The following is an 11,962-nucleotide window of genomic DNA, read 5'->3' as shown; positions in this document are numbered from 1 at the left end:
GGTGAACGCGCATGACTCGGACGAGCGCCACACCTGTCACCCCTGCCACCACCACCCCTGCCACCACCACCCCTGCCACCACCACCCCTGCCACCACCACACCGGCGGGCCGCCTCACGGCGGCCCAGGGCGCCGCCATGTACGTCGGCGCGGTGCTCGGCACCGGCGTCATCGCCCTGCCCGCGCTCGCGGCCCAGGCGGCCGGACCGGCGTCGCTGCTGGCCTGGCTCGGCCTGGTCGTGCTGTCGGCCCCGCTGGCCGCGGCGTTCGCCGCGCTCGGCGCGCGTCATCCGGACTCCGGCGGCGTGTCCACCTACGCCCGCCTCGCCTTCGGGGACCGGGCCGCGGTCGTCGTCGGCTGGTGCTTCTACTTCGCGATCCCGCCGAGCGCCGCCGCCGCGGCGCTGTTCGGCGGCGAGTACGTCGCCGCGGCGGTGGGTGGCGGGACCGGCACCGCGACGCTGACGGCGGCGGGGCTGATGGCGGTCGTGACCGTGTCGAACGCCTCCGGTCTGCGGGTGACCGGCCGGGTCCAGCTCGGGCTGGCCGGACTGCTCGTCGCGTTGCTCGTCGTCGCCGTGGCGCTGTCGCTCCCGCACGCCGACATGGCCAACCTGCGGCCGTTCGCCCCGCACGGCTGGACGGCCGTCGCCCCGGCGGCGGCCCTGCTGGTGTGGAGCTTCGCCGGCTGGGAGGCGATCACACACCTCGCCGCCGACTTCCGCAGGCCGTCCAGGGACCTGCCCAGGGCCGCCGCGGCGGCCGTCGTGGTCGTCGGCGTGCTGTACCTGTCGGTCGCCTTCGCGACCGTCGCCGTCCTCGGCCCGGCCGCCGGGGCCGCGCGGGCGCCCCTCGGCGACCTGCTGGCCCTCGGCCTCGGCGGCAACGCCCGGCTGCTCGCCGCCGTCGCCGCGCTGCTGCTGACGCTCGGCGCGATGAACGCGTACTGGGCCGGGGCGGCCAAGCTCGGCGCGGCCCTCGGCCGTGACGGCGCCCTGCCCGGCTGGCTCTCCCGCGGCAGCGTCGCCGGGGAGGTGCCCCGGCGCAGCCTCGCGGTCGTCGCCGTGCTGTCCTTCCTGGCGCTCGCCGTCGTGTACGCGGCGGGGACGGGCATCCGGCCGCTGGTGCTGATGACCAACGGGTCGTTCGTGGTGGTCTACGCGATCGGCGTGGCGGCCGCCATACGGCTGCTGCCGCGCGGCCGGGCCAGGGCGGCCGCCCTGCTCGCGCTCGTGGCGGTCGCCCTGCTGGTCGCCGCGTCGGGCGTCTACCTCGTCTGGCCGCTGCTGGTCGGCGGCGCCGCCCTGGCGTACGCGCGGTTCACCCGCGGGGAGGCGGCCGTCCCGGCCGGACATTGACGAAAGTGAAGGGTCGCCGGCGACTTTCCGCGAGTGCCCGCCGGTCCGTCCGGTCCCTAGGGTCGAGGGGCCGGACGGACCGGCGGGGAGCGGCACGGAGGGGAACCGGTGGGCGACGAGATCGAGGACGTCCCGGACATCAGCGCCGAGTGGTATCGGGAGGTCACCGCGTTCGCCCTGCACACCCCCGCATGGGTACGCGACGCGGCGGCGGTCGCTACGGACGCCGTCCCCGCGGTCCTCTTCGCGTTCCTCGTCTTCGGCTGGTGGCGGGCGCGGCGGGGGGACGACCGCAGGATGGCGCTCGCCCTGCTCGCACCGGTCGCCGTGGCGACGGCCTACCTCGCGAGCGAGGGCGTCAAGAGCGTCCTGCGGCTGCGGCGCCCCTGCTGGGACCTGACCGACGTGGTCACGGTGGCACCCTGCCCGCCGTACGGCGACTGGTCGCTGCCGAGCAACCACGCGACCTTCGCCGCGGCGGCGGCCGTCGCGCTGGTCGCCCTGTGGCGCGGCGCGGCGGTGGCGGCGCCGGCGTTCGCGCTGCTGGAGGCGTTCTCCCGGGTATTCGTCGGCGTCCACTACCCCCACGACGTGGCGGTGGGGCTGCTGTTCGGCGCGCTGATCGCGCCGCTGGTCCTGCTGGCTCTGCGGAACCCGGCGACCGCCCTGGTCGCCGCGATGCGGCGGCGCCCGGCGCTGGCGGCGGTGCTGACTACCGTCCGCCCGCCAGCCCCGCCTCGTGGGCGATGATCGCCGCCCGCACCCGGTTGGGCACGCCCAGCTTGCTCATGATCGTGCTCACGTAGGTCTTGACGCTGCCTTCGGCGAGGTGCAGGCGGGCGGCGACGCCCGCGTTCGACAGGCCCTCGCCGACCAGGGCGAGCACCTCGCGCTCCCGGTTGGTGAGCCCCGCGACCTGCTCGCGGGCCGCGGCCGAGCGCGACAGCCGGTCGCCGGCGAGTCCCCGGATGACTCGTGCGGCCACCGGCGGCGACAGGTACGCGCCGCCCTCGGCGGCCGCCCGCACCCCGAGGGGGAACTCGCGCGGATCCCCGGTCTTCAGCAGGAACCCCGCCGCGCCGTCGCCCAGCGCCCTGGCGACGTAGGCGTCCTCGCCGAAGGACGTCATGATCAGTACGGCGGTGCCGGGGGCGGTCCTGCGCACCTCGGCCGCGGCGGCCAGCCCGTCCAGACCGGGCATCCGGATGTCGACGACCGCGACGTCGGGCCGGTGCGCCAGGACGGCGTCCACCAGCTCACGTCCGTCGGCGGCCTCGGCGACCACGTCGATGCCCGGGTCCGCCGCCAGGATCGCCCGCACCCCGGCCCGGATCACCGGTTCGTCGTCGGCCAGGACCACCCGGATCGCGTGCATGCCCTCGATGCTACGGAAGGGTGGAGAGTCGCCGAGCGCCGCTCAGGAGGGCAGGAAGGCCTTGGCGACCAGCCGGCCCTCGGCGAAGCACAGCCGGTAGAGCTCCAACTCGCCGAACGGCTCGGGGCTGGTGCTGTAGTAGCGGCACCGGGCGCCCGGCGGGATCGGCGGCTCGGGCCAGGACGGATCGTCGATCCTGGTCCTGGCCGGGAGCACCGCGGCGACCTCGGACTCGGCCTGCCCCACCCGCAGCTTCGCGAACTCGGCCGGCGGCAGGACCGAGGTGGCCGCCTCGTAGACCGTGAACCCCAGCACGAACGCCGCCACTCCGCCCGCAGCGGCCAGGCAGACCAGCGCCGCCGCCAGCCGGGTGCGGCGCACCCGCCCGCGGGCGAGCGCCAGATCCAGCTCCACCGGCCGCGACGCCGTACTCGGCCCGCCAGGCGGGGGGACACGCGGGGGCACGGTGTGCGGGAGCCGTACGGTCAGGGCGAATCCGCCGTCGGCGGGACCGCTCCGCAGGGACCCGCCCTGCAGGCGGACCCGCTCCGCCAGCGCCCGCAGCCCGTGTCCGCCCGTCACGCCGCCGCCGGGCCGGTGCGGTGCGGCGTTGGCGACGGTGACCACGGTCTCGCCCGGTGCGTGCGCGAGCCGTACGGTGACGGTGACAGTGACGGGGGCGCCGGGCGCGTGCTTGGCGGCGTTGGTCAGCCCCTCGCGGACGACGCGCCGTACGGTGGCGAGCGCGGGCGCGGGTATTCCCGCCTCCGCCTGTGCGCCGTGCAGCGTCACCGCCATCCCCGCGGCCGCGGCACGTCGGACCAGTTCGTCCACGCTCTCCCCAGGCGAGGACGGCGTGTCCTCATGCTCTGGGTCTCCGTGCTCTGGGCCACCGTGCTCAGGGCCACCGTGCTCAGGGCCACCGTGCTCAGGGTTTCCGTGGTCTGTGCCGCCATGCTCCGGGCCGTCTCCGAGCACGGCGACGACGTCGCGCAGGCGCTCCGCCGCGGCCGTGACCGCCGCGCGGGCCTCGCCCGCCGCCCTGCGCTCGCTCTCGGGGAGGCCGGCGGCGACCTCCAGGGCCCCGATCCGCAGCGCGACGAGGCTCAGGTCGTGACCGAGCAGGTCGTGCATCTCCCTCGCGATGGCTGCCCGCTCGCGCTGCCGCGCCTGCTCGGCGAGCATGCGCCGCTCGCGCTCCAGATGCCCGGCGCGTTCCCAGCCCGCTCTGGTCAGGGCGAGACTCTGGTGCCGTGCGTGGCCCGCCAGCCACGGGACCAGGCCGAACAGTGCGATGCCCGTGACGGCGAAGAACCAAGCGCCCGGATCCCACCGGCCCGCGAGAAGCCACCGTACGGACGGGACGACAGCGGCGGCGGCGACCGCGGCGGCTGACAGGCCGAGCAGGGCGGGCCGCGCCCGGGCCATGCGCACCCCGGCCAGGTAGCTCATCACCGCCAGGGCGAGGAAGAAGACGGTGGGGTCGCCCCGCACGGCCACCGAGCCCGCCCACAGCGCGGCCGTCACGAGCATCGCCACGAGCGGCCGGGGCCGGGCGAGCGCGACGGCGACGCCGATCGCCGCCAGCCCGGCGATCACCTCGGGCCAGGTGTACCTGTCCGCCAGGGTGTGCGTGAGGCCCGCCCACCACGCCGGCAGGCCGAGGACGACACAGAGCAGGACGTCCTTGAGGTATGCCGCTTTCCTCCCCACTCAGGCAACGGTATCCGCAGGTCGCGGGACCCGGACGAATCCGTGCAGGGTCCGCGCGCTGGCGTGGCCGGACAGGGACATGAGCATCGGCGCCGACCAGCCGTCCTCGCCGAGGTGGGCCAGGCGCGAGTGGCGCAGGCGGTGCAGCGTGTATCCGCCGCCCTCTGAGTCGAGCTCCGCGGTGGCCCGTTTGAACAGATACTCCGCCCGCTCGTACGACAGGCGGCCCCGGCCCGTGTGGGGGCACAGGTCGGCCGCCGCCGGCATGCGGCCCGGCCCCGGCCTGCGGTCGGCGAGGAACAGCGGGCCCCGGCGGCGGTCTCCGACGAGGAGGGGAAGGAGCGCGGCCGTGCCGGACTGCCAGCGCAGCCAGTGCCCCCTGGCCTTCACCTCGCCGCGCATGCCGGGCAGGTCGAGGTCCTCCACGTTGAGCGAGAGCGCCCATTCCGCCGGTGCCGCGCTCTCGTACAGCAGCAGCCACAGCGCGCGCTCGCGCAGCGGGAGGTCCGGCCGCTCCCACAGGCTCTCCAGGCGCGCCCGGTCGATGGGACGGGTGCGGCCCCGGGGCTCGGGCCGCCGGTCGAGCGGAGCGGCGAGGTCGGCGGCCGCCCAGCCGTGCCCGGCCGCCCACGCGGCGAACGACCGCAGCGCCCCGCGGTGCCGGTTCCAGGTCGCGCCCGCCGCCGTGCCCCACGCCGCGGCGAAGACCTCGGCGATCCGGTGGGACGTCACGTCACGCAGCGGGACGTCCTCGCCGAGGTGCCGGCACAGCCGCGTCAGGGTCTGTCTGTAGGACCGCATGGTGTCGGCGCTCAGACCGGGCCGGGTCAGGAAGAGCGTCATCGCCCTGCCGAGGGTGACGGCTGCGCCCGCCGTTCCGGCCGCCCCGGCCTCGTCCCGAGCCGCCCGGGCCTCCTCGGCCTCGTCCCGGGCCTCCCCGGCCGTGCCGGCCGTTCCGGTGTCCGCGACCTGATCCGGGGCCTCCGCGGCCTCGTCCAGGGCTTCCCGGGGATCCCGGGCTGTCTGGGCTTTTGGGTTTTCCCGGCCTTCCCGGGCCTCCTGGCCGTCCTTGGTTTTCCGGGCTTCCTCGACTGTCCCGGCTTCCTCGGCTTTCCGGGCTTCCTCGGCTGTCCGGGCGCAGGTCGCGGCGCGCCGCAGCAGCACTGCCCGTTCCGCGCTGTTGCGGGTGAGGGACGCGGCGCGTTCGAACTCCGTCCGGGCCTCGTCGTGCCGGCCGAGCCGGGCCAGCAGGTCCCCGCGTACGGCGGGCAGCAGGTGATAGCCCTTGAGCGCCGGTTCTCCGTTCAGCGTGTCCACCAGCGTGAGACCGGCGCGCGGCCCGTAGGCCATGGCGAGCGCCACCGCGCGGTTGAGCTGGGCGACCGGCGTGGGCAACACCCTGACGAGGGCCTCGTAGAGCGCCGCGATCTGCGGCCAGTCGGTCTCCTCCGGCGTGGCGGCCCCCGCATGGCAGGCCGCGATTGCCGCCTGCAGCACGTACGGGCCGAGGGGGCCGCCGGCCTGCCGCGCCCGCAGTAGCGCCGCGAAGCCGCGCCGGATGAGCAGCGGGTCCCAGCGCCCCCGGTTCTGCTCGTGCAGCACGACGGGCTCCCCCGACGGACCGGTACGCGCGGCCGAGCGCGACTGCTGCAGCTCCATCAGCGCGACCAGGCCGTGCACCTCGGCCTCGTCCGGGGCCAGCTCGGCCAGGACGCGGCCCAGGCGCAGCGCCTCCAGGCAGAGGGACGGGCGCATCAGGTCGTCGCCGGCCGTCGCCGAATATCCCTCGTTGAACACGAGATAGATCACTTCGAGCACCGACGACAGCCGGGCCGCCCGATCCGGCCCCGACGGGACCTCGAAGGGGACGTGCGCGTCGGCGAGCGCCCGCTTGGCCCGCACGATCCGCTGGGCGACGGCGCTCTCGGAGACGAGGAAGGCCCTCGCGATCTCGTCGGTGCGCAGGCCGCCGATCAGTCGCAGCGTGAGCGCGACCCGGGCCTCGGTGGACAGCACCGGGTGACAGGAGACGAACATCAGCCGCAGGACGTCGTCGCCGACCTCTCCGTCGAGCGCGTTCACCACGTCGTCCACGTCACGCTCGCCGTCGTCGGGGCGGGTGGCGAGATCGTGGGCGAGCTGCTCCTGCCCGCGGTCGAGCCGCTCCTCCCGGCGCAGGTGATCGACGGCGCGGCGCTTGGCGACGGCCATGAGCCAGGCGCCCGGGTTGTCCGGGACGCCCGCCTCGGGCCACTGCTCCAGCGCGGCGAGGACGGCGTCCTGCGCCAGTTCCTCCGCCAGGCCGACGTCTCCGACCATCCGCACGAGGCCGGCGACGATCCTCGCGGACTCCATCTTCCAGACCGCGTCCACGACGCGGTGGGCGTCCAGCGACGTCACCCGACCGATGACAGCACCGGCCCGCCCGCGGCGCAACCCGGTGCGTACGTCACCGGGGGCGCCTGCGGGCCGGACATCTGCCTGATCACGGCCTTGCCCGGCGTGCTCCGGTGTCAGCGGGGGCCGGGCCCGGGGGCGTCTTCGGGGCCGAACACCCGCTGGACCCAGCCCTCGCCGTCGCCGGCGATCTTCCAGAAGCGGCGGGCCAGCTCCACGGCCTCCTCACGGGACCGCGCCTCGATCAGGGCGAAGCCGACGATCGCCTCCTTCGCCTCGGTGAAGGGGCCGTCGGTCACGGTGATCTCACCGCCGGAGGAGATCATCCGCAGGCCGCCCGGCTCCAGCCCGCCGGTGGCCAGCAGCGCGCCCGTCCTGGTCATCTCCTCGATGAAGGCGCCCATCTCGGCCATCATCGCCGCATCCGGTGTGCGGGAGCCGCCCTTGGTGGTCATCAGAAACCGCATCGTCGTTCTCCTTCTTTCCGATCCTCTGGTCTGGCCGGGCCGTTCGCCGGTCCCCGCCGTCACCTCCACGTCGTGCGGGACGAGCCGGAATCGACCGGCTCCGATCCTGACACGTCGTGACCTGCGCCTTCGGCTCATGTGACAGGGAATGCGCATCTGACAGGGAATGCGCACTCGCGGGTGTCGCCGCTGGTGGGCGGGGGAGGCGGCGGGCGGGCGGCACGGGCGGACACGAATGGTCGAATCGCGCGGCCGCCGTTCGACGTGTGAGCGAGGCCGGACACCGCATCGGCCGGGACCACACCGAAGACCCGAACACCGAAAACCCGAACACCAGACCCGGAGCGCCTGAGCCGGGGACAGCTAAGCCCGGAACACCTAAGCCCGGGACACCGAAGAAGGGAACACCCATGACCGCCACGCAGCACACCACCCCGCTCACCTCTCCGCTCACCGCGCGGCCGGCCGCACGGCGCTCCGCGCCGGGCCAGGCGGGTGCCGCGAGCCCGGCGGTCTCCACGGGATCGACGCGTGCGCTGCTCACCTGCGCCGTGCTCACCACGCCGGTCTTCGGGATCGTCTCGCTGACGCAGGCGTTCACCCGCGAGGGGTTCGACCTGCTCCGTCACCCGCTCAGCATGCTCAGCACCGGAGATCTCGGGTGGCTGCAGATCGGCAACTTCTGGATCACCGCCGTCCTGACGGTCGCCGGGGCGATCGGACTGCGCAGGGTCATGCGCGGCACGCCCGGAGGGACGTGGGCGCCCAGGCTGCTGCTCGTCGAGGGCGCCGGACTCGCGGCGGCCGGGGTCTTCAGCATGGACCCGGGGGACGGCTTCCCCGCCGGCACCCCGCTGGGGGCCCCGGCCGGGATGAGCTGGCACGCGATGCTGCACATGGCGGCCGGCTCGGTGGCCTTCACCGCGCTCATCGCGGCCTGCTTCGTCCTCGGCCGGCACTTCGCCCGTGCGGGGCGGGCCCGGCACGCGGTCGCCTCCCGGCTCGGCGGCCTGGCTCTCCTTCTGGGCAACGGATGGGCCATGTCCGGCGGGCGGGCCGGTTCCCTCACCCTGTGCGTCGGCGTGCTCGTCGCGATGGCCTGGGCCTCGGTGGTCGCCGCCGCCAAGCGTGCGGACCTCGGCCGACGCTGACCCGGGCGACGCTGACTCGGGCGACGCTGACCCGACGGGGAGGCCGCACAGAGCTCCTGGTGATAAATCACTGGGAGCTCTGTGCCGTCTGGTGATACGTTCGGCGTCGCCGTGCATCGCCGCGACCCGAGGAGGTGAGACCGATCAACGCTGTGGCAGGTCGGGGCTCCCTCCGTTTCATGGTCTAGGGAGCGCCCGCAGAAGGCATCCCGAAAGGCGTGTAACGCTTTGCGCTTCATCTCTCGGACGTCGTCGGACGGCGTCACCGAACAGCTGTTCATCCTCGGCGAGATTCCCGGTGTGTTGTGGACGCCGGAAGACGCCGCCGGGGCTCGTCCCCTGATCCTGATGGGCCACGGCGGCGGGCAGCACAAGAAGGCGCCCGGCATCGTGGCCCGCGCGCGCCGCTTCGTCACCGAGGGCGGTTTCGCAGTGGTGGCGGTCGATGCGCCCAACCACGGCGATCGGCCGAAAACCGAGGAGTTCGCCGAGGTCGTGGCCCGGCTGCGGGCCGGAATGGCCGCGGGGGAGGACGTCGCCCCGCATCTCGCCACCATGCACACGTTCCTGGCCGGACACGCCGTCCCGGAGTGGCAGGCGGTCCTGACCGCTGTGCAGGAACTCGACGTCGTCGGCGCCGGCCCTGTGGGCTACTTCGGCATGTCGATGGGCTGCGGGCTCGGCGTGCCCTTCGTCGCCGCCGAGCCCCGGGTCCGCGCGGCGGTGCTGGGCCTGCTCGGCGTGGACGGGCTGGCCGAGACCGCGGCCCGGGTCACCGTCCCGGTGCGGTTCCTGCTCCAGTGGGACGACGACAAGGTGCCGCGGGCCCAGGGCCTGGCGCTGTTCGACGCTCTGGGGGCGGCCGACAAGACGCTGCACGCAAACCCCGGCGATCACGGGGAGATCCCCGAGTTCGAGACCGGCAGCTCGCTGCGGTTCTTCGCGCGGCACCTCGGTTAGAGCCTGTACGGCGTTCGGACCTTCAGGCAGGCCCGAGGCTGCGAGTGCACACGATTCCCGCCGAGTGCAAGGAACCCTAGGCACCCCACCAGGGGGTGCCTAGGGCTCCGCCTGTTCGGCACACGTCGGCAGGATCAGCCGCAGTAACGCGCCGCTTCGACACGGCACGGCTTCGGCCGTCCCGCCATGAGCCTCGGCGACCTGCCGGACGATGGCCAGGCCCAGTCCGGAGCCAGGGTGCGCGCGGGCCGTGGGTGATCGGTAGAAGCGGTCGAAGACGAATTCGAGGTCGCTGTCGGGAATCCCTGGGCCGGCGTCTGCGACCTCGAGGGTGCCCGCCTTGACGCTGATCCTGATCCGGCCGTCGGACGGGCTCCATTTCACGGCGTTGTCGACGAGGTTCGCGACGGCGCGTTCCAGGGCGTCGGGGTCTCCGTGGACGAGAGTGGGCGCGCAGGTCAGCTCGAATCCGATGTGCGGGGCCCGGCGCGCCGCGCGGGCCGCGACACGCTCGGCGACGAGGTCGAGACGGACGTCTTCCGTGTGGAAGGGGGCCTGGCCGTAGCGGGCCAGGTCGATCAGGTCGTTGACCAATGTCGTGAGTTCGCCGGCCTGGCCGAGCGCTTCGGCGGCGAGGAGTGGGGCCTGCGCGTCGGCCGGGTTCTCCGACAGCAGCTCGAGGTTCACCGTCAGGCTCGTCAGCGGTGTGCGCAGTTCGTGGGAGGCGTCGGCCACCAGACGGCGCTGGGCGCCAACCGATTCGTCCAGGGCGGCGGTCATCGCCGCGAACGCCGAGCCGAGCCGGCCGATTTCGTCCCGGCCGTCGGCGGGGATCGGGATGGACAGGTCGCCGGTCGTGCGGATCAGTTCGACGGTCTCGGTGAGCTGGTGCACCGGGCGGAGGACGCGGCGTGCTGCCAGGCGTGAGGCCAGTGCCGCCAGAAGTCCGGCGGCCACCGTCGAGCCGGCGAGCAGCCAGGCGAGTTCGCGTAGCGTGGGTGCGGGATCGGATTCCGGGATGGCTGTGCGTACGAGCGTCCCCGATGATTCGGGCAGTTGGGCGGTGTAGACCCGGTAGGCGACTCCGTCGTAGACCGCGTCACGGAAGTAGGCGCCTGCGGTGCCGTCCGCGACGGCGACGTCGCGGGCGGTGAGGTCGACGAACTCCGTCGACGGCCCGACCTGGACCGGGCCCGGCACGATCTGCAGCTGGGTGCTTCCGATCCCCAGCGGAGCAGTCGGGAAGCCCGGCTCCCCGTTGGCGTCCCTGAACTTGGCCTTGATGGCCGCGGCCACCTCCGGCGCCCGGCCGGCGGCCGCGACCAGGGCGCTGTCCATCTGGCCGCGAAGGTTGGCGTCCACGGCCGGATACAGGACCACCGACACGAGCACCAGGGCGCCCGCGACCACGGAACCGCCGGCGATCGCCAGCCGGGTGCGCAGGTTCATGGCTCCTCGCGCAGGACATACCCCAGGCCGCGCACCGTCTGGATCAATCTGCCGCCGCCGTCCGCTTCGAGTTTGCTTCGCAGGTAGCTGATGTACACCCACAGTGCGTTCGACTCGGGGCCGAAGTCGTAGCCCCAGACGGACTCGAAGATCTGGGTCCGGCTCAGCACCCGGCCGGGGTTGCGCAGGAACAGCTCCAGCAGGGACAACTCCGTTTTGGTCAGATCCAGGCGCCGGCCGGCGCGCTCGGCCCTGCAGCCGCTCACGTCCAGGTCGACGTCGGCGAAGCGCAGCACCTCGGCCCTGGCGCCGCTGCGCCGGAGCAGGGCTCTGAGCCGGGCCCGCAGCTCTTCCAAGGCGAAGGGCTTGGCCAGGTAATCGTCGGCCCCCGCGTCGAGCCCGGCGACCCGGTCGATGACCAGGTCCCGGGCCGTGAGCATCAGGATCGGCGTGTCGTGCCCGCCCTCACGTAGCGTCCGGCACACCTCCAGCCCGTTCGGTTCGGGCATGAGGACGTCGAGAACCACCGCGTCCGGGCGGAACACGCCGTGCTCGGCGAGGGCGGACGCCCCATCGGCGGCGGACGAAACGTCGTAGCCGTCCCGGCGCAACGCATGCTCCAAGGACCGCCGCACAGCCGGGTCGTCGTCGACCACAAGTATCCGCATTCGCCCATCCTCACCGTCGATCCTGAAGCTGTCTGAGACGCGGTGGTCGTCAGCCCTCGTTCAGTGACCGCTTCAAATCGCTCAACGCGGTGTTGAGCTGGTCGGAGGTGACCCCGAGCGAGGCGGCGATGTCACCGAAGGCCTTGGACGTCGGATCGACTCTGCCCCACGCCACCACAGTGGCCAGAGCGGCCTTGGCCTTGGCTTGATCGACGCCTAGCGCCGCGGCCAGGGACGCCGCCGCGGCGTCGGTGGTGAACGGCGAGTCCTGCGGGCCGTCCAGGGCCTTCTTGTCCATGCTGTTCAGCTTGCCTTGGTCGTCACCTGCCGGTGCGGGCTCGGAGACCATTGGTTGCAGAGCGTCCTGGACCTGTGGGATCGGCAGCCCGAGGTTGGCCGCGACCGCTGCGATGAAGGCGTCCGG

At 73.9% G+C, this 11,962-nt stretch carries 11 protein-coding genes; 4 read left to right on the top strand and 7 right to left on the bottom strand.

The window, feature by feature from the left end; all coding sequences use genetic code 11:
- Positions 1-11: 11 nt before the first annotated feature.
- Positions 12-1,358 (top strand): APC family permease, encoded by a 1,347-nt coding sequence (locus BXA11_RS39330; RefSeq protein ID WP_083744909.1) that lies wholly within the window; start codon positions 12-14, stop codon positions 1,356-1,358.
- Positions 1,359-1,466: 108 nt separating this feature from the next.
- Positions 1,467-2,108 carry a phosphatase PAP2 family protein gene (locus BXA11_RS39325; protein WP_076442961.1) on the top strand — a complete coding sequence of 214 codons (642 nt, stop codon included), beginning with the start codon at positions 1,467-1,469 and terminating at the stop codon, positions 2,106-2,108.
- On the opposite strand, the gene BXA11_RS39320 is transcribed toward BXA11_RS39325, so the two are convergent.
- The 4 genes from BXA11_RS39320 to BXA11_RS39295 all read right to left on the bottom strand — a co-directional run bounded on the left by BXA11_RS39320 (position 2,071) and on the right by BXA11_RS39295 (position 7,310).
- Positions 2,071-2,733 (bottom strand): response regulator transcription factor, encoded by a 663-nt coding sequence (locus BXA11_RS39320; RefSeq protein WP_076442959.1) that lies wholly within the window; start codon positions 2,731-2,733, stop codon positions 2,071-2,073. The two genes, BXA11_RS39325 and BXA11_RS39320, sit on opposite strands and share 38 nt — an antisense overlap.
- A 42-nt stretch (positions 2,734-2,775) precedes the next feature.
- Complete coding sequence (locus BXA11_RS39315) at positions 2,776-4,446, bottom strand: sensor histidine kinase (protein WP_083744908.1); 1,671 nt, start codon at positions 4,444-4,446, stop codon at positions 2,776-2,778.
- Entirely contained in the window at positions 4,447-6,846 is a 2,400-nt protein-coding gene (locus BXA11_RS45685) for a DUF6596 domain-containing protein (RefSeq protein ID WP_239105138.1), read from the bottom strand.
- A 113-nt stretch (positions 6,847-6,959) separates the two neighbouring features.
- Positions 6,960-7,310 (bottom strand): YciI family protein, encoded by a 351-nt coding sequence (locus BXA11_RS39295; RefSeq protein ID WP_076442957.1) that lies wholly within the window; start codon positions 7,308-7,310, stop codon positions 6,960-6,962.
- Between the two features lie 410 nt (positions 7,311-7,720).
- Here BXA11_RS39295 and BXA11_RS39290 point away from each other — a divergent pair, with 410 nt between their 5' ends.
- Entirely contained in the window at positions 7,721-8,461 is a 741-nt protein-coding gene (locus BXA11_RS39290; RefSeq protein ID WP_076442955.1) for a DUF998 domain-containing protein, read from the top strand.
- 228 nt (positions 8,462-8,689) lie between these two features.
- Positions 8,690-9,421 carry a dienelactone hydrolase family protein gene (locus tag BXA11_RS39285; RefSeq protein WP_030509709.1) on the top strand — a complete coding sequence of 244 codons (732 nt, stop codon included), beginning with the start codon at positions 8,690-8,692 and terminating at the stop codon, positions 9,419-9,421.
- Between the two features lie 99 nt (positions 9,422-9,520).
- On the opposite strand, the gene BXA11_RS39280 is transcribed toward BXA11_RS39285, so the two are convergent.
- The 3 genes from BXA11_RS39280 to BXA11_RS43545 form a co-directional block, all read right to left on the bottom strand.
- Complete coding sequence (locus BXA11_RS39280; protein WP_076442953.1) at positions 9,521-10,870, bottom strand: sensor histidine kinase; 1,350 nt, start codon at positions 10,868-10,870, stop codon at positions 9,521-9,523.
- Positions 10,867-11,538 (bottom strand): response regulator transcription factor, encoded by a 672-nt coding sequence (locus BXA11_RS39275; RefSeq protein WP_076442951.1) that lies wholly within the window; start codon positions 11,536-11,538, stop codon positions 10,867-10,869. The genes BXA11_RS39280 and BXA11_RS39275 overlap by 4 nt, the downstream gene beginning before the upstream one ends.
- A gap of 49 nt (positions 11,539-11,587) precedes the next feature.
- A partial coding sequence (locus BXA11_RS43545) for a hypothetical protein (protein WP_208865598.1) occupies positions 11,588-11,962 on the bottom strand: 375 nt, incomplete at its 5' end.

The organism is Microbispora rosea (genome assembly GCF_900156315.1).
Taxonomy (GTDB): domain Bacteria; phylum Actinomycetota; class Actinomycetes; order Streptosporangiales; family Streptosporangiaceae; genus Microbispora; species Microbispora rosea.
This window is presented reverse-complemented; position numbering and strand designations above follow the sequence as displayed.